Origin of the sequence: Coleofasciculaceae cyanobacterium (assembly GCA_036703275.1) — a bacterium.
Classification (GTDB): Bacteria; Cyanobacteriota; Cyanobacteriia; order Cyanobacteriales; family Xenococcaceae; genus Waterburya.
The window spans coordinates 179,010-203,804 of record DATNPK010000111.1; the positions used below are offsets into that span (position 1 = coordinate 179,010).

Below are 24,795 nucleotides of genomic sequence, written 5' to 3' on the forward strand. Positions count from 1 at the left end.
AAAATTACTCTTCTGTTCCTGCGGCTACCATTTCTCCTTCTAAATCTTCAGTAGAATCTTCGACAATTGTTTCTGTCGCTACTTCCTCAGCCACATCCTGATCGGCCACTGGTTCGTCAGACGCAACTGCTTCTTCCAAAGTAATTCCTTCAGCTTCGGCTAGGAGTTTCTGACGATATTTTTCGGCCATTTCTTCGGCTTTCTCGAAGACTATTTCACGATTTTTGAGCATATCACCTGGTTCTGGTTCTAGCTGCTTGGTCGATAGAGATATACGACCTCTTTCTGCATCAAGGTCAATAATCATTACCTTGAGTTCATCATTTACTCCAAAAACGCTATGAGGAGTATCAATATGATCGTGAGATATCTCGGAAATGTGAAGCAATCCGCTTACTCCACCGATATCAATAAATGCACCATAAGGTTTGATACCGCGTACAGAACCTCTGACAACTTGACCCACTTCTAAACCATTCATCTTGCGCTCTACCAAGGCACGACGATGACTTAAAACAAGGCGGTTGCGTTCTTCATCAACTTCCAAAAATTTTAAGGGTAAATCTTCCCCCACCAAATCCTCTTTTGCTTCTCTAGCACTAATATGAGAACCAGGAATAAAACCACGCAATCCTTCAATTCTGACTAATGCACCACCACGATTAGTAGCAAAAACATTAGAACGAACTGTGGCATCTTCTTGCTGAAGCTGTCTGACACGCTCCCAGGCACGCATATATTCAATGCGTCTAATAGAAAGAGTTAGCTGTCCGTCTTCATTCTCGTCAGTTAGAATAAAAAACTCTCTTGTCTCGTCTGCCTGAAGAACTTCGCTAGGATTATCAACTCGATTAATCGACATCTCCTGAATGGGTATATAAGCAGCCGTTTTAGCACCAATGTCAATTAAAGCTCCCCTTGGTTCCATACTAAAAACAGTTCCTGCTACTATATCTCCAGGGCTGAAGTGATAGTCATATTTGTCCAGGAGAGCAGCGAAATCTTCGTGAGTAAAACCAATATCTTTAGTGCTGTTTGCTTGCTGATTGACCATATGGGTTAGATGTCCTTGTTTATTTCCTTACTTTTTTGATTGGATGAGCCTCCTGCTTGATGTACACTCACCTACTTATCGTGCAGCCTACACCTAAATTTACCAATTAACTGCTAGAGTCGGCTTTGTCGTTTGCAGAGCCAAATCGCTTGAGTCGATGCGCTTGATACAAGCCTTGGTGTTGAGCTAGAGGATACAAAGTACCTCCACAGAACGCTTTGCGAAAAAACGTTTTTATCTGTTGGCAAGATAGCATTATACCATTGTAACTTTTTATTGGAGTAAGGGTAACTTTTTTTGGGTTTTTAGCCGTTGAGAAATTTTTCTAAAATTTAATCAAATTTGATTATCCAAAAAGACTTAAGTTTGGTTTTAACCTAAGAGTAAATAATCAGTTCAAAAATTAATTAATCAAAAAAATAGGCGATCGCTTTATGATTAGCCTTACAAGATAAATTTACGCTACTATAACAATGGAACTTAGCAAATAGAAGTTTAAGAAACATAGTCGGCAATTGCGCTTGAAGAATTTGCACTTGGATTTTGCCAAGCTTGAAAATCAGAATTCTGAGAATTTTCGTTTTGAAGATGATTTAAAGTTTCAACAAAATCTTTGATTCCCTGAAACTTTCTGTATACAGAGGCAAAACGGATGTATGCCACTTCATTTTCGTAACGCAGATTTTGTAAAACTAGTTCTCCAATATCACTACTACTAAACTCATTGCCTGAATTTTGTTGTAAATTGGCTTCAATACTGTCAACAATAGCTTCCGCTTTTTGATAAGACATTTTAGTTTTTTCGCCAGCTCGTAATATTCCTCGGAGCAATTTGGCGCGATCAAAAGATTCTCGACTGCTATCCCTTTTAATTACTGTAATGGGAACTAACTCAATGCGCTCGTAAGTTGTAAAACGTTGTTTACAATCGAGGCATTCCCTTCGACGTCGAATACTTTGACCACTCTCTGTAGACCGAGACTCTAATACTCTGCTTTCCGTATGTTGACAATTAGGACAGTGCATTAATTCTAAAAAGGATGCTTAATTATGTTTGCTATAAATTGTTTATATAAACAACAAATCTGAGCCGTTTTCTTTAATCATAGTCCGTTACGCAATGGACAATAACTAAAAAAGACTCAGAAATGAAGAGTTCTTAAAAATACTTAACTTTAACTGGCTGATTTATTTTTCAATACGGGGTGGTTCACGAAAAGCGATCGCAAAAAAGAGAACTGAAATTGCCATAGCCAAAACCAAAATGTATGCAACAGCTTCCATAATTAAATTCCTAAAGTGTCTTTACTAGTTATTTTACCAACAAAATAACTGAAGTTAGAGTTTTTCAATCAATTGATTGGATTTATGTTGGGAAGACATCCAAATTAAATATATTTTAAATATTGTCTTCCCAACCATGCTAGACCTTAAAACAGCTAAGTGTTATGCTTCTTTGGCAGCACGAGTAGATTTATCACCCACTTTCTGGTAAAAGCCCCATTCTACCTGTTCTTCTTCTAGCTCGGGGTCAACGCCAGCAAATACGTCTCGGTATAATGTACGAGAACCATGCCAAATATGACCAAAGAAAAAGAATAGAGCAAATACAGCATGACCGAAGGTAAACCAACCACGCGGGCTAGTACGGAATACACCGTCAGACCCTAAAGTCTCGGTATCAAAATCAAAGGCTTCTCCCAGTTGAGCTTTACGTGCATATTTCTTTACGGTAGATGGATTATCAAAGGTTTGACCATTTAATGCACCACCATAAAAGGAAACGCTAACGCCACTTTGCTCAACACTAAGCTTAGACTCTGCACGACGGAAAGGAATGTCCGCTCTAACTACACCATCAGCATCGGTCAAAATAACTGGGAATGTTTCAAAGAAATTAGGCATACGACGAACTTCTAATTCGCGTCCTTCAGCATCAGTAAATACTGCGTGTCCTAACCAATCTTGAGCAATACCATCGCCACTGTCCATAGAACCTGTACGGAACAACCCACCTTTAGCGGGACTGTTGCCTACATAGTCATAAAATGCTAATTTTTCAGGAATTGTCGACCATGCTTGAGCTTGAGTTAAACCATCGTCCATTGCAGTTTCAACACGACGCTGGATCTCTTGCTTGAAGTAACCTTGATCCCACTGATAACGCGTAGGACCGAACAATTCGATGGGAGTAGTAGCATTACCGTACCACATAGTTCCTGTAACTACGAAAGCTGCAAAAAATACTGCGGCAATACTACTAGAAAGAACTGTTTCAATGTTACCCATTCTCAGAGCTTTGTAAAGTCTCTCAGGCGGACGAACACTGAGGTGGAACAAACCTGCAATAATGCCTACAACACCAGCAGCAATATGGTGAGCCACAACACCCCCAGGATTAAAGGGATTAAACCCACCAGGGCCCCATTCTGGAGCTACTCCCTGGACGTGACCAGTCAACCCGAAGCCATCTGAGACCCACATTCCAGGACCCCACAAGCCAGTAAGGTGGAATGCGCCAAAACCAAAACAAAGTAGACCAGATAAAAATAAATGAATACCAAACATTTTTGGTAAATCTAAAGCTGGCTGACCAGTACGGGAATCGATGAATAATTCTAAATCCCAATATACCCAGTGCCATACTGCTGCGAGAAACAGTAAACCAGAAAGAACGATGTGCGCGATCGCCACACCTTCAAAAGACCAAAACCCAGCGCTGGCCCCAGTTTCACCAGTAACACTCCAGCCACCCCAAGATGTGTCTACACCCAAACGAGCCATAAAAGGTAGTACATACATACCTTGTCGCCACATAGGATTTAGGACAGCATCACTAGGGTCAAAAGTTGCCAGCTCAAATAGAGCCATAGAACCCGCCCAACCTGCTACCAAAGCAGTGTGCATTAAATGGACTGAGATTAGTCTTCCTGGATCGTTCAGGACGACTGTGTGAACTCGATACCAAGGTAGTCCCATAGACTACGCTCCTCCTATCAATTAAATAATTTGTTTAGTATGACCAGATAACACTGGCTAACTCCAACGTTACTATTAAAATAATAATGCCAAAGCTGACTATTATTTTGTCATCTGTATTTATGCTGCAAGCCTTGTCGTTACCCCAAAAATTCTGGTATGGTCGACAAAAAATGGGCTTATTCAAGGATGACTTGAAATTACTATTATTTAAAGAAGTGTAACTATTGTTAGAACCTATTGCAAGATTTATCGACTATTATCCATAAAAGTTAAGTTATGTAACAAAAATAGTAAAAAATTAATCTGTACTCAGCTTCTCTTGTTCTTGGTAGCGGAATTAAATATTGATTCAGCATGATTTAGCACCTCGATCGCCTGTTCGGCACTGATTAATCGTTTTAGTACTACCTGTCCGATACTAGGCGTAGCTTGAAAATCTCGTTCAGGCTCTACTTCCACCATTAATACGGCATCCTCGACCGCATAAAGCCAAAGAATTTCTTGCTGCTGTAAGATACCACAGTCAAGACGTTTGATTTCAGGCTTTCGTCCCCAACTAACCTGATCCCATAATCCGCCAAACTCCCAAACTCTGCCATAAATCCAGCCATCACTCAGAAAAAAATATTTCACTGCGCCAAAAGTTATTTACGTCTAGAATTGGAAATTAACTAAAGTTTTGCAGGCTATCGGCTATTAATTTCCAACTCTTATTTATTTTTTAGAATAAGTCACAAATCATCATGCTTTAAAAGCCAGAATCGATATTCTTAGATTGGTTTAGCTTGTGGTAGTAAAGATTATGATAACTTAGTTAGGCGATCGCCAGTACATAATGATAAAACTCGTCAAATTTGCGATACCCCATTGATTGATAAAGATTTTGACCAATGCTATTAGTTACTTCTGTAGCGAGAATAATCCGAACAGCATTAGTAGATACAGCATATTCTTTAGCTGCGTTCATTAACGCTTTAGCAACTCCTTTGTTTCTTTCTGTTGGAAGTACAAACAAATCATTAAGAATCCAGACTCTTTGCATTGACACAGAAGACCAAGATGGAAATAGCTGAGTATAACCAACGGGTTGATTATTTTTAGTAGCTAGCAAAATAACCGCATCTTGTTGCTGCAACCTGGTTTTAATAAACTGTTTTGCCTGTTTTAGATCGGAATTTTGTCGATAGAAGACTCGATATTGGTCAAACAAAAAAGCAACATCATTCAATTGTTTTATGTTGGCTTTAAATATTTCCATATGCAGTTTTAGTTCAACGTAAAACCCGAAAAATGCCTTAATTATGGTTGGGTTATGCTGATGCTAAACCAACCAAAAGAGCGCGTCTAGATTGATTTGTTGGGTATTGAAAATTATTTTCAGCCCCTACCCCAATTCTCGCGCATTCACTCGATAGCCGCACTCTTGCTTTCGCACCCAATGCGGTGGGTGCTTGTCCTTACCGCAATGAGAATAAACGCCTTTCGGCGATATGCCCGTGCATAATTTGCCCTAAAGGATTCCCTTCGGTCTCGTAGCTTATCCGTAATAGACTAGCTTTACGTCGCAAAGTGCCGAACCCTTTAGGGGCTCGCTCGCCTTGGGGGAATTAGCCCAGCATTTTAGCCTAGACGTGGTAGTACTTGCTATTTGCTTTCTCAAATCAAAAACAATTTTTTTATACTTTCTCTTCAGGGAAAGTTTCGTTAAATTCTTCAATCAATTCGTCCAATTCTTCCAGGGCTTGATCGACGTCGATCCTCAAAGTTCCTAAGTTTGGTCTCTCCAGAAGTTCTACTAAAGAATCTCTCTTAGAATTCATTTGTACGATTTTGGCTTTGATATCTACCTTGTCCATAATTTTATTTAAACCTAGTATCCAATAGCTCTAGAATAGACAATATTAACAAATTTAAACAATTTTTTTTATGTTGCGCAAAATACCATTAGCGGCAGTAGGCTTAACTGTGGGAGGAATTTTAACCGCTGTAGGATTTTATGCCTATGCCGTAGGGATGAACACTCTTAATCTAGCAGGTTTTTTCTATGGAATACCTCTACTGTTAGGTGGATTAGCCCTTAAAGCGTCTGAGCTTAAGCCAGTACCTTACATGGCAGAGACTACTCCAGAAGTAAAAGCATTGCGATCGCAAGCAACTCCCACCCAAGAACAGTTACGTAAAGATGTAACTCGCTTTCGTTATGGGCAAGAAGCGCACCTGGATGACTGTTTGGCTAAATTCGGTTTAAGCCCCACAGACGAAGAAAGACCAATATTAGCTGGCATTCAAGAACAATCTAGAGACGGTGCATATACTCTACTGATGCAATACTATTCACCCTTTTTCTCCTTAGAAGACTGGAAAGAAAGACAAGAGAAAATCGAAAAGTTTTTTGGTCCGGATATTAAAGCGGAAATTACTCAACCTAAAGAATCTCGCATTAATGTGGCATTAATCAAATCTTAAGCTGAAACAAATGTAATATTTAGATTGATTCGGCATAACCCACATCTAATGGTAAATTTCTCTGCTGTGCCGCTGCAACTGCTAGCCGATCGCATCTCTCGTTTTCTGGTATCCCAGCATGACCTCTAACCCATTTGAACTCGACATTATGTATTTGACACAGATCGAGTAATTCTTGCCATAGATCGGGGTTTTTCGCCATTTCTTTGGTATTTCTGCGCCAACCGTTTGACTGCCATTTTTTTGCCCAGCCTTTAACCACTGCATCGACGATATATTTAGAGTCACTGTGTAGCTTGACTTGAGAATTAGGTTTAAGCGATTTTAAAGCGACGATCGCGCCCATCATCTCCATACGGTTATTAGTAGTAAGTTTGTAACCACCAGACAGCTCTTCACGGCGATCGCCATCGATAATTACTGCACCATATCCCCCCGCACCAGGATTTCCCGTACAAGCACCATCTGTATAGATAATAATAGTGTTGGTGTCTTCTGAAAATGATTTTGGTTTAATTGTTAGCTTTATTTTAGAAGGTGCTGCTTTGGGTTTGAGAGTTTGCACGTAGCTTAATAATTCAGGCAACAAGGATTCAGGTAGAGATTCAACTTCCGTCATAATTCTATTTTTATAATCCATTGCTAACCTCAACCTCGTAATTTACGCCTATTATGATAATCCATTTAAACTTGGGTTTTGCAAGGTTGAACAATCGCGATCGCTTACTCGAGCAAACATAAACATTGAGGAGCGATGTTAAAACAATTAAAACAACTGAGAAACTGATTGCATCAAGGAATAAACTTGATATTAGAAATCTATATTGATTAACAATTTAGTATGCCGATAGTAGATGTTCGTGGTGTAAATCACTATTATGAGTGGATTAGACAGTCAGAAAACTCTTCCAAGCCCGTGATGGTTTTTGTTCATGGTTGGGGAGGCTCAGGAAGATACTGGAATAGTACTGCGATCGCTCTTGCCCATAATTTTGATTGTCTGCTTTACGATTTACGTGGCTTTGGTCGTTCTACCTTACCAATAGATGCGCCAGATTTGGGATACGCTATGGAAGACTATGCCGACGATTTGGCTGCTTTGTTAGATGCCTTAAATCTCGATCGAGTTTATCTGAACGCTCATTCAATGGGAGCTTCAATTGCTACCTTTTTTCTTAACCGCTACACAGAAAGAGTACAGCAGGCAATTCTTACCTGTAATGGAATTTTTGAATACGATGCCAAAGCCTTTGCCGCCTTTCACAAGTTTGGCGCATATGTAGTAAAGTTTCGCTATGACTGGTTTTTAAAATTTCCCTTTGCTGACAGAATGTTTATGGCGCGGTTTTTACATCGTCCAATTAATAAAAGCGATCGCCTAGCTTTCTTAGAAGATTTCTTGCTGGCTGACTACGAAGCTGCGGTAGGAACAATCTATACTTCCGTCAGTAAACAAGCCGTAGAAACTATGCCTCAAGAATTCGCCAAGTTAACCGTGCCTACTCTGATGGTGTCAGGAGAAAAAGACATTATTATCCCAGCGAAAATGGGGAAACAAGCGGCAGCTCTAAATGACAATATTCACTATATAGAGCTGCCTCAAACCTCTCACTTTCCGATGCTAGAAGACAAGACAGCCTATTTGAAAGCAATTAAAGAATTTCTTCAAGTTAATAGCGCAGTTGCCTAATCTACCAAATTAAGTCAATTCAAATCACGGCAGCAGCTCTTTTATCTGTGGACAAAATAATTCCCAGATTTAACTTATTAAGATAATTAATGCTCTTGCAAATAATTCCTGATTCTATTAGAAATACATGACAGAAAATAATCTTGTTGGTAGGTTAGAATCACTTCGTGATCGAGAGTTAATTCAAAAACTAGAATTAGCTAGCGTAGATTTGCTGTGGCTTAGTGAAGCAGAATATCCCTTTCAGGTATATTATTGCCAAGATGCAGCAAATTTTGCTCAAAACGTTTTATTGCAGCATGATAATTATTCCCCTGAGCTAAAAATAGAGATTCAAGAATTTCACTCTTTCTTTGCCTCTGTTACCCAAGAACAAACATGGCACAATAAAGAGGAGAAAGACGAAATAAAACGTTATCAGGCTTTAGTAAATTTAATGGCAGAAAATTTAACAGATATCCGAGTTTATTTATTAGGACAAGTAGAAATTGATGTTTATATCTTGGGCGAAACGGCAAATAAAGCGATCGCTGGTTTAACTACTAAAGTAATTACAACTTGAAGCAATTTGTATATTCTCTAAAATCATGACTTTTACGTTCATTTGCCACCTTTTTTATTCGCAAATCATAGCTTAAATCAGCAAGGTCTAATTTTCTTGCTTCTGAAATTGTTGCATCAACTATCTACCTACTTCTGTATGGTTATTGTTTCGACTTCGTTGTATTGCTTCAGTTAAAATATCTAAGTTTAATCCTGTATAAAATTTGTATTTTATTCTACTAAAAGCGATCGCCCTTACAACAGAATACTAATGCGATCACCTGATTAACGCGACGGGAAATGCGATCGCTTTCTCAAAATTTACCTGTTATCTAAAAACTCATCAATTTTCAGATATATATCTTTAGCGATTTGTCGTAATAACCTGGGGGAAATATCTCTTCCTTTATGAAATGGTACTGTTGTCGCACGACCATCATAATGGCGGAATTGTTTATGCGAATCTTTTTGACGCACTTTTATAAATCCAAGCTAGCTTTAGATCGCACTATCGCATTATCGCACTATAGTGTAGAAGTGAAACCCTTCGTTTTAATGGGCATTTTCAGAGCTTGGGTTAATCTTGAATTGTTTCTATTATCAGGTTTTTTTATTTTAATCTTTTATTTATATTTTTCAAATTTCTATTTATAATTGTCCATTCTTTTAAGATGTCTGTTTACATTACTCTTCATTTCTTTTTGATAAAGCAACAAGTTTCTCACCAGTTTTTTGCTCTATTTCAAAGACAATACGACAGTCATATCCGCAAGAACAAGCTAATAAATGGGCTAACTTTCCTTCTAATTTATGAGTTGCCAAAGTGGGATTAAAAGTATCTTCAGATAATTTAGTAATTACTTTCTCAATTTTTGCTTATAGCTGCGTGTTATGACGAGTAAATTTACGAAATGCTCTTTTGAATTTACTGGAAACAACAATTTTACTCATTATTCATGCTGGATAAATTCTTGCAACTCACTGATAGCATCAACAGCACTTTGAACTTTTAGCTTACCTTCTTTAAATTCAGCCAGAGATAATTTGGTATCCCAATCAAATATCATTATCCAAATACTAACATTTAGCCTTTTATTGATACGATGCGATGCCTGCGGCTAGGCTAGGCCAATCGCGCCCTATCTCCCTTCAACCCTTCCGGTTCGACAGTTCCTACAACGAAGGATACCTCCGCGTCCTAAAGGATTCCCGTGCATGGTATATCCTTAGGTGTATCCGTTCAGGGACACCTTCGGACGATGCCCTAAAGGACTAGCTTCGCGTCGCGAAGCGAGTGTGACCGAAGGGAATCCTTTAGGGCTTTAGTATAAGCTAGCGCGTCACACGAAGTTAGTCCTAAAGGATAAGCTCCGAGACCGAAGGGAATCCTTTAGGGCATATCCTTTAGGGCAACGCACTGCTTCACTGCAACGGACTGTCTCACCATCAACAATTTAACGCTAAAATACTCTTTGCGGAATTATAAATAAATCATAAATAAGGGCAGTAATGCGCGTCTCTCTAAATTGGTTAAAAGAATTAGTCGATATCAATATGTCCCCTGAAGAGTTGGGAAGAATTTTAACTATAGCAGGATTTGAATTAGAAGAATTAATTGACCTGCGTGCCAATGCTGACGGGGTTGTAGTTGGGAAGGTAATAGAGCGATCGCAACATCCAAATGCTGACAAATTGAGTGTTTGCAAGGTAGATATTGGTGCAGACGAGCCTTTAAATATTGTCTGTGGTGCGTCAAATGTGCGGGGGGATATATTTGTTCCGGTAGCGACAATAGGGACTTATTTACCTGCAATTGATTTGAAATTAAAGCCAACTAAGTTGCGGGGTGAACCTTCGCAGGGGATGATTTGTTCCTTGACGGAATTGGGTTTAGAAAAAGAGTCTGAAGGGATACATATTTTTGCGGAAGATAATATTAAACCGGGGGATGATGTGCGTCCTTTATTGGGTTTAGATGATGTAATTCTGGATTTGGCTACTACGGCTAACCGCGCTGATGCTTTAAGCATGGTGGGTATTGCTAGAGAAGTTGCAGCCTTAACTGGTGTAGAGGTAAGATTGCCAGAAGTTAAGCAACAAAATATTGCTTCTAATAGTTCTTTGGCAATTGATATTAAAGATCCAGCAGCCTGTATGGCATATATCGGTACAGTTATAGAAGGGGTGAAAATTGCGCCTTCTCCTGACTGGTTAAAGTGGCGGTTAGAAGCAGCAGGTACACGTCCAATTAATAATGTGGTGGATATTACTAACTATATTTTATTGGAATGGGGACAACCGTTACACGCCTTTGATCGAGAGAAGTTACAACGAGTTGCAGGGAGTGATGATTTAACTATCGGGGTGCGTTTTGCTCAAGAAGGAGAAAAGTTAAAGACTCTAGATGAACAAGAGCGAGATTTGACTAGTGATAACTTATTAATTACCGCTAATAATAAACCTGTAGCTTTAGGAGGAGTTATGGGGGGTGAAGAGACAGAAGTTGATGCTCATACAGTTAATATTGTCTTGGAAGCAGCCTTGTTTGATCCTGTTGTAATTCGTCGTTCATCTCGCGCTCACAACTTACGTAGTGAAGCCTCTACCCGTTATGAAAGGGGTGTTAACCAAGTAGAATTAGAATCAGCTTGTAAAAGAGCGATCGCATTACTGCAAGAATTAGCTGGTGGTACTCTTGTTACCCAAGCTTTATCAGATCATCGTGTCGATCATACTAGCCGTAATGCTATTGAATTGCGTTTAAGTCGAATTCACCAAATATTAGGTGCGGTTAATAAAGACGATGGTGTTGGTTACATCGAAGCCGCCGATATTGAATCAATTTTAGGTGCATTAGGCTGTAATTTAGAACCAGTCGTAGGCAAAGAAAACACTTGGCTGGTTAAAGTACCTCCCTATCGGTATCGGGACTTAGAACGAGAAATTGACCTCATTGAAGAAGTTGCCCGTCTTTATGGTTACGATCACTTTTGTGATACTCTCCCCGATCAAACCGAACCTGGTTATCTTTCGGCGGAATATGTGATTAAAAATAAACTCCGCGCTGTCTTACGGGGTGTTGGTTTAACGGAAGTAGTGCAGTATTCTTTAGTAAAACCTACAGGTAAAGAGGTTAAGCTAGCTAATCCCTTATTTGCAGAATACTCCGCTTTACGTGCCGATTTATTCTCGGGTTTGTTAGATGCTTTTGTCTACAATCAGTCTCAGGGTAACGGCGCACTCAACGCTTTTGAAATTGAACGGGTATTTTGGCAAGACGACGATCAGTTACAAGAAAGAGATGCCGTTGCAGGTATTATGGGAGGGAATATCACCTCAGCAGGATTATGGATTAATGGTGGCAAAGGTACACCGATGACTTGGTATGATGCTAAGGGAATATTAGAAAACGTCTTTAGTAATCTGGGTATCAGCGTCGAATATCGTCCAACCACTGAGGAATCGAGACTACATTCAGGACGTACGGCTGCTTTATGGTTGCAAGGAAAACCTTTGGGTGTATTTGGGCAAATTCATCCTCAACTGGCGCAAAAAAAGGATTTAGCTAATGAAGTCTATCTCTTTGAATTAGATTTCAGCCTCCTGTTAACAGCTTTAGATCGAGACACTATTACTACCCCTAAATTCCAAGCCTATTCTACCTATCCAGGTTCGGATCGCGATTTAGCTTTCTTTGCACCTTTAGATTTATCCGTGGCGGAAATTACCAAAGCCATGAGTAAAGCAGGGGGTAAACTACTGCAACAGGTAGAAGTCTTTGATGAATACAGAGGTAAAAATGTCCCCGAAGGACAACGCAGTTTAGCGTTTAATCTAGTCTATCAAGCAAGCGATCGCACTTTAACCGACAAAGATGTCGATCCTGTGCATCAAAAAGTCCGCGATACTTTAGTGAAGAAGTTTGATGTCACTTTGCGGAGTTGATTTTTTAAAGCTATTAGCTGAGAGCTAATAGCTTTTAATAGTTTTACTATAATACACCAGATTAGAAGTAATACTAAAGATTCAAAAAATTATAAAATAACGCTAGACTATCTAAATTCTATTTATAATTAAATAATCAATCATTTTAGATTGGTTTTTCTTTATGGTGTCTAACTTGAAAGTGATACATCTCAATTAATCCACGATTGGATACTTTTAATAACTTAGAAATATCTTCTCGCCAAATCATTACACCGCGATAAAAGAATTTAATTTGGTTGGAGTTGTGGGGAATTTCGTAGGCGATCGCTCGAAAAAAATTAATCTCAGCTAGTTTATTTCTCATTGCTAAATCGGCAGGAAATAAATGCGCTTGCATTAATCTTTCTTGTTGAAATTTGGTAGGATGCCATTTTTCTTGGAAAACTCTGGCTAAAGTTTCATTAGCATCGGGAAGATTGAGATGTTTACCTTCTAATAAGGTGCGATATTCCAAACTCAGAAACCAGCCAATAAAAGCTTGGATTCTACATTCTAAATCTTGAGGACAATTTTCAATCAGATTACAAATCTCTTCGTCAAAGTAAACGCCATACTTTTCTAGAGTTGGTTGATATTTGCGTAAAATTTCTTCTTCTGACCAAGATAATTCCATTCCCCAAAACATTGAACTTAAACCTCCCGCTTGTCTCAATTACTCTAACTTGGAAATCTTAGTGTGAAACACACATTCAATTCCACAATTCAACTTATCTGATTTTTAGCGATAAATATCTCTGCGATGCCCTATTTTTACAACCAAAACTAATAAGCGGTTATCTTAGATGCTGTAAATTACCCGATGATCCCCTACCCTAATACGATATAAATCATCTTCTCCAGAAAGCTTAACTACTCCACTAGGACGAGGATTTATGAGCTAAAGCATCGATTTTAGGTTTGAGCCTTTGTTGATCTTGATTAGATAATTTTTTAAACAGTTTGGCAGCCTGCTTTGTAAATTCAATACGATAATTCACAGTCCTACTTTTGCTTTTAGTTCATCCCAGGATACTGTACCTTCGTTTTCTACAGTTGCTAAAGCAGCACGAGCATCGCGGATGTCTGACTCATCTTGTTTTTGTTTCGCTTGTAAAAAAGACAGAAAATCTAGAACTTTAACAATTAAAGGTTCGGATACGTTATCTAATTCTTGTATTAATTTATCTTTAGGAGTCATAATCTATCTACGAATTTGATACTGTTATACTTAGTTGCTATTTGACAGTATAGTTTTACTAATCTGAAATGGTTTTGATTTTAACCGTGATCGCACTTTAATGTATTAATGTAATCGTCTTCATCAAAAGAATTTTTTAAAATATCAAAAATATCATAAGGTAAGTAATGCCTGTCCTTTGAAGTAAGAGCAATTATGAGCCGTCTAGCACTTTTAAGCGTTTCCGATAAAACTGGTATCGTTGAATTAGCCCGCCAGTTAGTAGAGTTTCAGTTTGAGATTATTAGTAGTGGTGGCACTGCCAAAACTTTACAGGAGGCTGGTGTTACTGTAACTAAAGTGAGTGAGTATACAGGCTCACCAGAGATATTAGGCGGAAGAGTTAAGACTTTGCATCCTCGCATTCATGGAGGAATTTTGGCTCGTCGAGATCTGGTAGAAGATCGGGCAGATTTGGAAGCTAATAATATTCGTCCTTTGGATTTGGTTGTAGTGAATCTTTATCCATTTGAGCAAACAATATCCCAATCTAATGTCACTATACCAGAAGCGATCGAAAAAATCGACATTGGAGGGCCAACTTTAATTCGCGCAGCAGCTAAAAATTTTAAATATTTGACTGTTTTATGTAGTCCCGAGCAATATGGGAATTATCTTATAGAATATCAGCGGTCTAACGGAGAAATATCTTTAACTTTCCGCCAACAAATGGCAGGCTATGCTTTTGCCCATACTAATAGTTACGATCGCGCTATCTCTGCTTATTTTGCCAACCTCAATCAGTCAGAGGATTTAGGAAATACTTATAGTATTAGTGGAAACAAGGTTCAGTCTTTGCGTTACGGCGAAAACCCTCATCAACCCGCAGCCTGGTATCAAACTGGTAAAGTAGCGTCAGGTTGGGCAGCAGCGTCTAAGCTACAGGGAAAAGAATTAAGTTATAACAATTTGGTAGATTTAGAGGCAGCACGGCGAATTATTGCCGAATTTGATTCATCTGAACCCGCGGCAGCAGTATTAAAACACACTAACCCTTGTGGTGCAGCGGTTGCTGGTACTCTGGTAGAAGCTTATGAAAAAGCCTTCAATGCTGATAGCGTCTCGGCTTTTGGCGGAATTGTGGCACTAAATCAGTCTATTGATGCTGCAACAGCACAGGCTCTAACTAAGACTTTTCTAGAATGTGTGGTTGCCCCTGGCTGCGATGAAGAAGCTCAAGAGATTTTGCAAGCTAAATCTAAGCTGAGAATATTATTGTTACCTGACTTAGCTAAAGGACTAAAAGAAACCATAAAAGCGATCGCTGGAGGATTTTTAGTTCAAAAGAGCGATGACCAAATTGAAAACCCCGATGATTGGCAGATTGCCACCCAGAAGCAACCTACTGCCGAACAAATTGCCGAAATGTTGTTCGCCCAAAAGCTAGTTAAACACGTTAAATCTAATGCTATCTTAGTTAGTCGCGATCGCACTACTTTGGGTATTGGTGCAGGGCAAATGAACCGTGTTGGTTCAGTTAAAATTGCCTTGGAACAAGCAGGAAAAGCGCAAGGGGGAGTGTTGGCTAGCGATGGATTTTTTCCTTTTGATGACTCCGTACGCATTGCTGCGGCTGCGGGAATTAGTGCCATCATTCAGCCAGGAGGTTCGATTCGAGACAAAGACTCTATAGCTGCTGCTAATGAATTGGGTATAGTTATGGTGTTAAGCGGTACTCGCCATTTCTTGCACTAAAGATTGGCTAATCTGAAGATTAAATTAAATGAATACAGGAAATAAAATAGAATTCGGCTATTAGTTTATACTGTATTATGTGATACTGAGAATCCTAAGCAGTGAATATTAAAAGTAAGTTCTCGTATTTAACCGAAGAATAGATAGGGTTGCTTGCTATGAGGCTATAATAAGAAGCTCAACAGCAACAAGCTGATATAACAATAAACAAAATTATTACTGTCATAATCAAGAAAGGAGGATGATTTTTAATGACCCAAGTGGTTGTTGGACAAAACGAAAACATAGAATCTGCACTACGTCGATTTAAACGTCAAGTATCTAAAGCAGGTATTTTTGCCGATATTAAACGTCGTCGTCACCACGAGACACCAATTGAAAAGCGTAAGCGCAAAGCAATTGCTCGTCGCAAAAAACGTTACCGTTAAATTGAGCGGCAATTTTGCTTACTTAATCGCACCTAAACAATTTTGATAGCGAAACACGGTGCTTCGCGGCCTAAAGGATTCCCTAAAGGGTACACCTTCGGATAAGCTAGCGCGTCACGCGAAGCTATATGCCCTAAAGGACTAACTTCGTGTCGCGAAGCGGTATCCGTGATAGAGTCCTTTAGGGCAAGCAGCAAAGTTCAATCGCCATGTTGATTCATCTCCAAATATAAGTAGATCGTACAAGATGCGTAATTGGTAAAATTGAGTAAAAAAGCGACATTATTATAGTTAAAAAAGCGATGCAGCGAAATTTTGGGCGAAAGCCTGATGAGCAACTGCATTAATAAGCGATCGCCACCTGATGAAAAAACAGTAGCGATCGCTTTTTGCTATCATCTTGCCACATTGGCAAAAAGCCAGAACCAATTTAGTTAGCTACAATCGCTTTGTTGAGTTAATGCCTTGGTCTTTAATGTTATTGTGTTGTTTCCTCAACACCGGCAAAGGAGAAGTGAGAATTAGTTTGGTCGATTCAACAGCGATAACAGTGTATCTGCCATGTCGCAGCAGGTCTGAGCAAGTATTTCCCGACATTGCTGGTTGGGTCAGGATCCCCGCCGTCCTTTAGGGCATATGCTTACTTCATACCGCTCCGCGACGCGAAGCTAGTGCTTTAGCATACCGCTTCGCATATGCCTGAGCGTTGGTCAAAAACTCGATGGGGTGGCACGATGGTTTTAAGCTTCATCTGATGATTAATGATAGAGGTGAGTTGCTTGCTTTTAAATTGACGTAGTGCAAATGTGGATGAGAGAAAACCATTACCAGATCTGCTTCTAGGTATCTTCGCTAAATTATTTGGCGACCGTGGTTACATCTGTCTAGATCTTTTTGAGCAGCTTTAGGAACAACAACTCCAGTTAATTACTCGATCTCAAAAGAAGATGAAACAGAAGCTTGTTCAACTGATTGACCAAATTCTTGGGCGTAAAAGAGCGATAACATCGAGACTGTCAACGACCAACTCCAAAATATCTTTCAAATCGAACATTGAAGACAGCGTAGTAGGGGGAATTTTTTAGTAAATCTGATGGCTGGATTGATTGCTTATACCTATCTACCTAACAAAGCGACTCAATCAAAACACCGTAGTATTGATTTAGAGCCAATTGAATTACTGGCACTACCTTCTGCTACTTTCTAACTTGGTCGAACTCACGTTGATTGAGGTAACAATAAATTAAGCTCACTGTAATTAAACTGTGGATTTAATACCCGTTGTCGATAACCAAGAATATTTATTGTGCGATCGCAATTTGAGCATCACGCAATTTTCGGCTGGCGTTCAAAAATATGCCGAACAACCTATTGCAATTGGCGAAGATATTAGAGTCGGCTTTCCCGAAATTGTTGGCTTAGAATCAACCTGCCAAGAAATACTTTTGGGACGACAAACAAGCTTTATTTTAGAGACTATTTCTCGCGATCGGCAACTGGTGGATCGGGTTTTATATTTTGATTTATCGATTACAGCTATAGAAGAGCATCTGGCTATTTTTTTAGAAGATGTCACGGAATCGACTTTAGCTCAACAATCATCGATGCAAAAACTAAATGAGGCAGAAATTACCCTTAATAAGCTGCAAAGATTTCAATACTGTACCAACAAAATTATTGCTTCGATGCGAGACGTTTTGTTGATTACATCTCCTCAAGGAAAGATAGAACGAGTCAATAAATCAACTACCGAACTATTTAAGCAGAAAAGATCACAGTTAATTAATCAATCGATCGATAATTTAATTCCAGATTCTAGCTTCAATCATCATCAAATATACAGTTCTTTATTAGCTTCACAAGATGCTGTTAAAAAGATCGAGGTTAACTTGATCAGCAAACAACAACAAACGATTCAGATTGAGTTTGACTGTTTTGTAGCGCCAACAGAGATCAAAGACTTTTTCAACTGTGTATATATAGGTAGAGATGTTACCGCTAGAAAGCACGCAGAAACTGAAATTCGTAAATCTCTTGCCAAAGAAAAAGAACTAACAGAGTTGAAGTCAGGATTTATTTCCATGGCTTCTCATGAATTTCGTAATCCCCTGAGTAGTATTTTACTCTGCGTCCAAAATTTGCGAGAAGATTCTAATTTAAGCAATTCAAACCGCGAGTTTTATCTGCAATCAATTCAAGATGCAGCTTTGACCATGAATTCCTTATTAGAAGATATTTTAGTTTTAAGTAAAGCAGAATCAGACAAACAGAAATTAAAGTTAGAACCAATAGATTTAGAAAATTTCTGTCTTCAGATTATTCAAAAATTAGCTTCGATTTATGCAGGCAAAAAAGTTAATTTTGATTATCAAGTTGCCATCAAAGAAATTAATTTAGATCGAACGACAATTAGAAATATATTAAACAATTTATTATCAAATGCTCTAAAATATTCTCCTGCGGGTGCAACCGTAGAGTTAATTGTTTCTTATTCCACTCAACCAGCCAAAATTAAACTGCAAGTGCGCGATCGCGGCATCGGTATTCCTCAAGAATCGCAAAAGCATTTGTTTGAATCTTTTTATCGTGCGAGCAATGTTTATAGCACTCCTGGAACGGGTTTAGGATTATCGATTGTGAAAAAGTCCGTAGATTTATATCAGGGTTCAATAGCTGTTGATAGTCAGATAAATCGAGGCACAAATATTGCTGTTACACTGCCAATTAAGTAAATTTTTGAAGTCTTGGGTTGTTTTTTAAGAAATTCCAACACCAGTCAAATTTTTGGCGTAGAATGCGAGATCATAACTGCCCTGCCAGTTGATTCTATTCACATTAATATAAGATCTTATGTAAGTTTTGTCTAAGTATCTATTACCCTTTTATTTTAGGTCAATTTACCACTTTATCTGTTTGAGAAGAAATTATCTATACCTATGAATGAGATAACCAAGGCAGAAATGCGTAAAAGGCTGGGTAACATTACTCAGCTACAAGATCTTTTGTTTGGCGAACAAATTAACCAATATAATCATAAGTTAGAACAATACAACCAGAGACTAAATCACTTAGAAGCAAATTCGCAAAAGTTTCAACTGCTTATTGAAGAGCGAATGGCTCAACTAGAAAACAAGCTGCTGCACAAAATAAATGCGATCGCTAATTCTCAGCGAAAAATTAAATACGTCAATCTTACAGCTCAACAAGAGCAGAGTAAAATACAGCAACAGCTTGATACGTTATCTCAACACAGCTACGAAAATATAGATTTTTTACAAAATAGTCTTAATGCTAAGGCGAATAGTCTTAAAATGGAGATTGCTCAATCCAAATCCGCTTCAGACCAAGATTTACAGCTACTCAAGCAGCAAATATTTGAAAAATTAGAATCTAGCCTAACAGAATTATCGACCAATAAGGTTTCTCGCGGTGATTTAGCAGAAGTTTTGTTTGAACTATGTCTTAAGTTAAAAAAAACAGACGCTAATTTAGAATTACCTGAGAGTGTAGCAGATGACAAATCAGAGCAGTCTGAATTTGATACTCATGCTGATTTGATGCTTCCCGAAACAAAATAGAGCGGCTAGTCATTGATATTCATTGATATCAAGTCAATCAAACCAAACATTTTAAATGCAGTCAAGACAATCTGAAGGTTCGCTCGAAGCTTCTGGTTTAAAGATATTTACCGAATTGTGCCGTAAAGCCCCATGTCTAAAGCCAGGGGCTTTACGGCAGGCTTAGCATTGGCGGATTTATTTTATGCTGATATGCTAGCATAAGATTATGTTAGTTTTAGAAGCCAAGATATACGCAAAACAAGCTCAATACTAAGCGATAGACGAAGCCGTTCTAACGGCACAGTTCATACGCAACAAAGCACTACGCTATTGGATGGATAACAAAGGAGTAGGAAAATACGATTTAAGCGCGTACTGCAAAGTATTAGCTGCCGAGTTTCCTTTTGCTGAGGCGTTAAATTCAATGGCTAGACAATCAAGTGCAGACAGAGCTTGGGCTGCGATCTCTCGTTTTTATCAAAACTGCCAGAAAAAGATACGCCTTAAAGCACTTAAAGATAAGTAGGCAGCGTAAAGATCATGCCGTGAAGTTGGCACGATGCGTAATCACATCTAACGATGTAGTCGCCTATGAAGACTTAACAATTGCCAAAGGAGTAAAAAATCACAATCTGGCAAAGTCCATCACTGATGTAGGTTGGTATCAATTTAGAGTTTGGTTAGAGTATTTTGGTTATAAGTTGGGCAAGATCACAATTGCTGTCCCGCCGCAATATACCTCGGTTAAATGCTCCGAGTGTGGAGCAAAAGTAACCAAAACACTTAGCACTAGAACTCATAAATGTAAATGTGGCTGCATTTTAGATCGAGATGAGAATGCAGCTAGAAACATTCTTTCGATAGGGCTAAGTACCGTAGGGCATACGGGATCTACTAAAGCTTGGGGAGAATAAACCTCTATTTTGGTTGATGAAAATCTGCTTAAGTAAGTTTTTTCAGTGAACCAAGAATCCCCTGCGTTTACGCATGGGGAGTGTCAAAACGTACCAGGCGGGTAAAATTTTAATTGGTCTACAACCCAACGGCAGGCTATCAGTTTTTGAACGTACTTTTGACCGCTGTATGGGTTTATGGGTTCAACAATCAGCTCTATATCTTAGTTCTCAGTATCAAATCTGGGGGTTTCAAAATGCTCTTAAACCTGAGCAAACCTATAATAGTTATGATTGTCTTTATATTCCCTAATTTAGCCACGTTAGAGATTTGGATATATACAACTCGGTGGTCGATCGCTCGAATAAATTAGTATTTGCTAATACTCTGTTTAACTGTTTAGGCACAGTCAGCCAGACTCATAGTTTTTAACCCCTGTGGCAACCACCTTTCATTTTGCAGCTGATTGCTGAAGACAGATGTCATCTCAATGGTTACTAAATTCAGGTACGGGAGAATATTGGTTACATCGAGCGCCAACTATGAACTTTCGAGCCTGTAGTCTTTTGTCCTGGATATTTACGTGGCTGCGCTTTTTATAAAAATTATGCCGTAGTCGGTTTATCTCAATCGAGAAACAAAACTTTTTCTGGATTACTATTAGACGACAAACTAAAGCAGTCAGCAACAGAATCATTCTGTGGACTGTTGGCAATTGATTTATTAAGTGGAAAAATTGCTCACTGGCTACTTTTAGAAGGAATAGTTAGTGAGCTATATGATGTAGCACTATTGCCAAAAATAAGAAGACCAATGGCGATTGGTCTAAAATCTGATGAAATTAACCGACTGATTACAATTGATCGGTTATAATTGCAGGAATTTAATTATTTATCTATCAAGTTTATACGCAGGAGCTACTATTATTTAGTATTTTTAGTATTGTTTTTTGGTTTAGATACAGCATTATTACTTATAGGATCAATTTTCTGAACTAAGCAGCTATTTTAAAAGCATAATCACTTTGACCCATGAATAAATGTGGCACGACGATTATTTTAACTGGGCTATCCATTATATTAATTAATAATTTGGCGATCGCCAAACAAACTTCTACAAAATTTTTTAACACCTGCAATCAACCAATTAATCAACCTTCATCAGCTATTAATACAATTACAAAAGAGCTCAAATTTGCAACTGTTTCAAACAATTCAAATGCAGTAGCCTCTGCTAAATCTAATCTAGATAATACTCAAGCGAGCTTTTGGTGGGCAGCAGAACAGTTCGATCCTTTCAATGGTAAATTAGTCGAAAAATGGCTTACCTATCCTCAAAAACATCAGATCAATTTAATTGTTGATTGGCAATTATGGACTTTATTGGATTATTTTGGACGTTATCGTTTTGTCAATCAATTTGGTACAGTAGCTAGAAAATATGGCTATAGTCTGAATATTTTTAATCAAACTAATCAATGTTTAGCAAGCTATAAATATAATCCTGCAAGTAGTCCACCTAAATGGGAACTTAATTTAGAAAAATCTGGTAGGGATAGTTTGCCGATTGAACCACAGCTACAGCCAAACGATGAAGAATTTTAAAGAAACTTGGAATAACTCTAGTGAACGCTACTCTGGCTGAGGCAGTTCAATTGTGAAATCAATTTTTGTCCAGCATATTTGACATCGAACAACATCAAAAGTTGGAAGTAGTAGAACATCGACAAAGGCAATTTATGTCCAGGAACATTAAAAAAGGGTAGCAATATAAGCTACCCTGGTGAAATTAATTAAACTAGGCTATTTTTTTCCCGATTTAAATTAAATAAAAGCTAATTACAATTAGTAATCAAGCATTAACTATGAGTAAATCTATCTTTTCGCCAGCTTTTTAGTTCCAAGCTTGCGTAAGCGGATCGATTCTGGTGTAACCTCTACCAACTCATCAGAACCAATATATTCCAAGGCTCGTTCTAGACTCATTTCCATAGGTGATTGCAGCTGTACCAGCTCATCGCCACTAGCAGCACGATGGTTAGTTAGCTGTTTGGCTTTACATACATTCAAATCCAGATCTTGAGAACGATTATGTTCGCCCACAATCATCCCTTTATAAACTTTAGTACCAGGAGTAATAAAGAATACTCCACGATCTTCAGCATTTTTGAGAGCATAAAACGTTGCTATCCCCTCTTCAAAAGCAATGATGACACCGTTGTAGCGAGTTTCTAATTCTCCTGAGAAATCACGATACTCTAGGAAACTATGGTTCATAATGCCTTCGCCACGAGTGATTCGGACAAAGTCACCGCGAAAACCAATCAAACCCCTAGCAGGGATGATAAACTCTAGTTGAGTTCGTCCACCGCCATTCTGCATATCTTTCATCTCGCCCTTACGCTGGCCGAGACGTTCAATGCAGCTTCCAACAGCAGCTTCTGGTACGTCTAACACAAGATATTCAAAAGGCTCACAGGGTTTACCATTAATTTCTCGATAAATTACCTGGGGTTGAGATACTTGAAACTCATATCCTTCACGACGCATAGTTTCAATCAAGATACCTAAATGCAATTCACCTCTACCCGATACTAAAAATTTCTCGGCAGAATCTCCATCTTCGACACGAAGTGCTACATTAGTTTCTAATTCTCGCATTAGGCGATCGCGAATCTGTCTGGAAGTTACATAGTTTCCTTCTTGACCCGCAAAAGGCGAATTATTAACCGAAAAAGTCATTTGTAATGTAGGCTCATCTACCTTAATCAAAGGCAGTGCTTGAGGTTCGTTTGGACAGGTAATAGTTTCTCCGATATTAGCGTCGGCAAAACCGGCAACTGCGACAATGTTTCCAGCGCTGGCTTCTTCTAATTCAACTCTGGCTAGTCCTTTAAAGCCCATCAATTTGGAAATTTTGGTTTTGACAATCTTTCCATCCTCTTTAATTAAGGCAGCTTGTTGACCAGCTCTTAAAACGCCGTTATGAATTCTACCAATTACAATGCGACCCAAATAATCGGAATAGTCAAGAGTTGTTACCTGTAGCTGAAGGGGCTGGTCAACATCGCCTGCTGGTGGTGGAACATGATGCAGAATCGCCTCAAACAAGGGTTGCATATCTACACCCTCTTCTTCTATATTTTCTTTGACATATCCCTGTAAACCAGAGGCGTAAAGAGTGGTAAAGTCACATTGGTCGTCGTCTGCGCCCAGTTCTACGAATAAATCAAATACTTTATCAACTGCGCCATCAGGATGAGCGCGAGGACGGTCAATTTTGTTAACTACAACGATTGGACGTAAGCCTTTCTCTAACGCTTTTTTAAGTACAAAACGGGTTTGAGGCATCGGACCTTCGTTAGCGTCAACGATCAAAATACAGCCGTCCACCATACCCAAAACTCGTTCGACTTCACCACCGAAGTCTGCGTGTCCTGGAGTATCGACAATGTTAATTAAAGTATCTTGATAACTAACGGCGGTGTTTTTAGACAGGATTGTAATTCCTCGCTCTCTTTCGAGGTCATTAGAGTCCATGACGCAATCTGGTACATCTTCGCCTTCGCGGAAAATACCCGATTGTTTGAGTAGCGCATCTACGAGAGTTGTTTTACCGTGATCGACGTGGGCAATGATAGCAATGTTGCGAATAGGAAGAGACATATGATTGGTCTATAGACTTTTGTATCTTTGGCTCAAAGTTTCTTAATAATTATAGCTCAAGTTGGTTTTTATCTAGATCGAAATGTTATGAGGAAGAAATTAATGAGACGGAAAAGAAGCTTTTGGCTAACAGCTATTTTGGGAATTATTCTCGATCAAATAACTAAATTTATAGTAGTACAAAATTTTGCCGAAGTTGGCGACACTTTTGCTTTATGGCAAGACGTGTTCCATTTAACTTATGTAATTAATACTGGTGCTGCCTTCAGCTTTTTTCGGGGAAAAGTTGAAATTTTACGCTGGATTTCTTTGATAGTAAGCTTAATTTTAATTATTTTTGTTTACTATTCTCCCCGGTTAAGTCGCTCCGAGCAATTAGGATATGGATTTATTTTAGCTGGGGCAATTGGGAACGGTATTGATCGCTTCTTTTTTGGTTATGTGGTAGATTTTTTAGATTTTCGCCTAATTAACTTTCCTGTATTTAATCTAGCCGACGTCGCGATTAATATTGGCGTATTATTATTGCTAATCTCTAGTTTTTCTTTTCCATCTAAACCGACTCAAAAAAATTAAAAATCACTGCTAATTTTTATTAGTAAGTCTAAAAGCTAA

General features: G+C 38.7%; 25 protein-coding genes and 1 pseudogene. 14 read left to right on the forward strand and 12 right to left on the reverse strand.

The genetic code is table 11. The annotated features are described in order from the left end of the window. Window positions 1-4 precede the first annotated feature (4 nt). The 7 genes from V6C71_25750 to V6C71_25780 form a co-directional block, all read right to left on the reverse strand. Window positions 5-1,054 carry a 30S ribosomal protein S1 gene (locus tag V6C71_25750; protein HEY9771862.1) on the reverse strand — a complete coding sequence of 350 codons (1,050 nt, stop codon included), beginning with the start codon at window positions 1,052-1,054 and terminating at the stop codon, window positions 5-7. A gap of 495 nt (window positions 1,055-1,549) precedes the next feature. Further along, window positions 1,550-2,080, reverse strand: coding sequence for a transcriptional regulator NrdR (gene nrdR, locus V6C71_25755; protein ID HEY9771863.1), 531 nt, complete (start codon window positions 2,078-2,080; stop codon window positions 1,550-1,552). Window positions 2,081-2,242: 162 nt separating this feature from the next. Beyond that, window positions 2,243-2,338 carry a photosystem II reaction center protein T gene (locus tag V6C71_25760; protein ID HEY9771864.1) on the reverse strand — a complete coding sequence of 32 codons (96 nt, stop codon included), beginning with the start codon at window positions 2,336-2,338 and terminating at the stop codon, window positions 2,243-2,245. Window positions 2,339-2,500: 162 nt separating this feature from the next. Beyond that, the gene (psbB, locus tag V6C71_25765) at window positions 2,501-4,033 is read right to left on the reverse strand and encodes a photosystem II chlorophyll-binding protein CP47 (protein HEY9771865.1); all 1,533 of its coding nucleotides are present in this window, start codon (window positions 4,031-4,033) and stop codon (window positions 2,501-2,503) included. 312 nt (window positions 4,034-4,345) lie between these two features. Next, window positions 4,346-4,669, reverse strand: a complete 324-nt coding sequence (locus tag V6C71_25770; GenBank protein ID HEY9771866.1) for a hypothetical protein — start codon at window positions 4,667-4,669, stop codon at window positions 4,346-4,348. Between the two features lie 181 nt (window positions 4,670-4,850). Then, window positions 4,851-5,294: a GNAT family N-acetyltransferase gene (locus tag V6C71_25775; protein ID HEY9771867.1), complete on the reverse strand. Its 444-nt coding sequence runs from the start codon at window positions 5,292-5,294 to the stop codon at window positions 4,851-4,853. A gap of 418 nt (window positions 5,295-5,712) precedes the next feature. Further along, window positions 5,713-5,892 carry a hypothetical protein gene (locus V6C71_25780; GenBank protein HEY9771868.1) on the reverse strand — a complete coding sequence of 60 codons (180 nt, stop codon included), beginning with the start codon at window positions 5,890-5,892 and terminating at the stop codon, window positions 5,713-5,715. 70 nt (window positions 5,893-5,962) lie between these two features. Between V6C71_25780 and V6C71_25785 the strand changes: the two genes are divergently transcribed. Then, entirely contained in the window at window positions 5,963-6,502 is a 540-nt protein-coding gene (locus V6C71_25785; protein HEY9771869.1) for a DUF2854 domain-containing protein, read from the forward strand. A gap of 19 nt (window positions 6,503-6,521) precedes the next feature. Here the strand turns inward: V6C71_25785 and rnhA are convergent, their stop codons facing one another. Then, window positions 6,522-7,142, reverse strand: coding sequence for a ribonuclease HI (gene rnhA, locus V6C71_25790; GenBank protein HEY9771870.1), 621 nt, complete (start codon window positions 7,140-7,142; stop codon window positions 6,522-6,524). A gap of 201 nt (window positions 7,143-7,343) precedes the next feature. Here rnhA and V6C71_25795 point away from each other — a divergent pair, with 201 nt between their 5' ends. Together V6C71_25795 and V6C71_25800 are read left to right on the forward strand one after the other, a co-directional pair. Further along, the gene (locus V6C71_25795; protein HEY9771871.1) at window positions 7,344-8,192 is read left to right on the forward strand and encodes an alpha/beta hydrolase; all 849 of its coding nucleotides are present in this window, start codon (window positions 7,344-7,346) and stop codon (window positions 8,190-8,192) included. A gap of 127 nt (window positions 8,193-8,319) precedes the next feature. Next, window positions 8,320-8,754 (forward strand): nuclease A inhibitor family protein, encoded by a 435-nt coding sequence (locus V6C71_25800; protein ID HEY9771872.1) that lies wholly within the window; start codon window positions 8,320-8,322, stop codon window positions 8,752-8,754. Between the two features lie 665 nt (window positions 8,755-9,419). Here the strand turns inward: V6C71_25800 and V6C71_25805 are convergent. Next, complete coding sequence (locus tag V6C71_25805) at window positions 9,420-9,557, reverse strand: hypothetical protein (protein ID HEY9771873.1); 138 nt, start codon at window positions 9,555-9,557, stop codon at window positions 9,420-9,422. Between the two features lie 687 nt (window positions 9,558-10,244). Here V6C71_25805 and pheT point away from each other — a divergent pair. Continuing rightward, window positions 10,245-12,680, forward strand: coding sequence for a phenylalanine--tRNA ligase subunit beta (pheT, locus tag V6C71_25810; protein ID HEY9771874.1), 2,436 nt, complete (start codon window positions 10,245-10,247; stop codon window positions 12,678-12,680). Window positions 12,681-12,825: 145 nt separating this feature from the next. Here pheT and V6C71_25815 read toward each other — a convergent pair whose 3' ends face one another. Both V6C71_25815 and V6C71_25820 read right to left on the reverse strand, forming a co-directional pair. After that, complete coding sequence (locus V6C71_25815) at window positions 12,826-13,374, reverse strand: hypothetical protein (GenBank protein ID HEY9771875.1); 549 nt, start codon at window positions 13,372-13,374, stop codon at window positions 12,826-12,828. A 321-nt stretch (window positions 13,375-13,695) separates the two neighbouring features. Next, the gene (locus V6C71_25820) at window positions 13,696-13,899 is read right to left on the reverse strand and encodes a hypothetical protein (protein ID HEY9771876.1); all 204 of its coding nucleotides are present in this window, start codon (window positions 13,897-13,899) and stop codon (window positions 13,696-13,698) included. A 195-nt stretch (window positions 13,900-14,094) separates the two neighbouring features. Between V6C71_25820 and purH the strand changes: the two genes are divergently transcribed. The 9 genes and pseudogenes from purH to V6C71_25865 all read left to right on the forward strand — a co-directional run bounded on the left by purH (window position 14,095) and on the right by V6C71_25865 (window position 22,119). Then, entirely contained in the window at window positions 14,095-15,633 is a 1,539-nt protein-coding gene (gene purH / locus V6C71_25825; protein ID HEY9771877.1) for a bifunctional phosphoribosylaminoimidazolecarboxamide formyltransferase/IMP cyclohydrolase, read from the forward strand. 251 nt (window positions 15,634-15,884) lie between these two features. Beyond that, the gene (rpsU, locus tag V6C71_25830) at window positions 15,885-16,061 is read left to right on the forward strand and encodes a 30S ribosomal protein S21 (GenBank protein ID HEY9771878.1); all 177 of its coding nucleotides are present in this window, start codon (window positions 15,885-15,887) and stop codon (window positions 16,059-16,061) included. Window positions 16,062-17,326: 1,265 nt separating this feature from the next. After that, window positions 17,327-18,793, forward strand: a complete 1,467-nt coding sequence (locus tag V6C71_25835; protein ID HEY9771879.1) for a PAS domain-containing sensor histidine kinase — start codon at window positions 17,327-17,329, stop codon at window positions 18,791-18,793. A gap of 204 nt (window positions 18,794-18,997) precedes the next feature. Beyond that, window positions 18,998-19,639 carry a hypothetical protein gene (locus V6C71_25840; GenBank protein ID HEY9771880.1) on the forward strand — a complete coding sequence of 214 codons (642 nt, stop codon included), beginning with the start codon at window positions 18,998-19,000 and terminating at the stop codon, window positions 19,637-19,639. 316 nt (window positions 19,640-19,955) lie between these two features. Next, window positions 19,956-20,147 carry a hypothetical protein gene (locus tag V6C71_25845; GenBank protein HEY9771881.1) on the forward strand — a complete coding sequence of 64 codons (192 nt, stop codon included), beginning with the start codon at window positions 19,956-19,958 and terminating at the stop codon, window positions 20,145-20,147. Beyond that, window positions 20,062-20,535, forward strand: coding sequence for a transposase (locus V6C71_25850; protein ID HEY9771882.1), 474 nt, complete (start codon window positions 20,062-20,064; stop codon window positions 20,533-20,535). The genes V6C71_25845 and V6C71_25850 overlap by 86 nt, the downstream gene beginning before the upstream one ends. A 73-nt stretch (window positions 20,536-20,608) precedes the next feature. After that, entirely contained in the window at window positions 20,609-20,827 is a 219-nt protein-coding gene (locus V6C71_25855) for a DUF4915 domain-containing protein (protein HEY9771883.1), read from the forward strand. A 249-nt stretch (window positions 20,828-21,076) separates the two neighbouring features. Continuing rightward, a pseudogene (locus V6C71_25860) lies at window positions 21,077-21,388 on the forward strand (DUF4915 domain-containing protein). Between the two features lie 158 nt (window positions 21,389-21,546). Further along, window positions 21,547-22,119 carry a hypothetical protein gene (locus V6C71_25865; GenBank protein ID HEY9771884.1) on the forward strand — a complete coding sequence of 191 codons (573 nt, stop codon included), beginning with the start codon at window positions 21,547-21,549 and terminating at the stop codon, window positions 22,117-22,119. 270 nt (window positions 22,120-22,389) lie between these two features. Here V6C71_25865 and typA read toward each other — a convergent pair whose 3' ends face one another. Further along, a complete protein-coding gene (typA, locus tag V6C71_25870) occupies window positions 22,390-24,180 on the reverse strand; it encodes a translational GTPase TypA (protein ID HEY9771885.1) in 1,791 nt (596 codons plus the stop codon). Window positions 24,181-24,267: 87 nt separating this feature from the next. Between typA and lspA the strand changes: the two genes are divergently transcribed. Next, window positions 24,268-24,756: a signal peptidase II gene (gene lspA / locus V6C71_25875; GenBank protein ID HEY9771886.1), complete on the forward strand. Its 489-nt coding sequence runs from the start codon at window positions 24,268-24,270 to the stop codon at window positions 24,754-24,756. The last annotated feature ends 39 nt before the right edge of the window (window positions 24,757-24,795 follow it).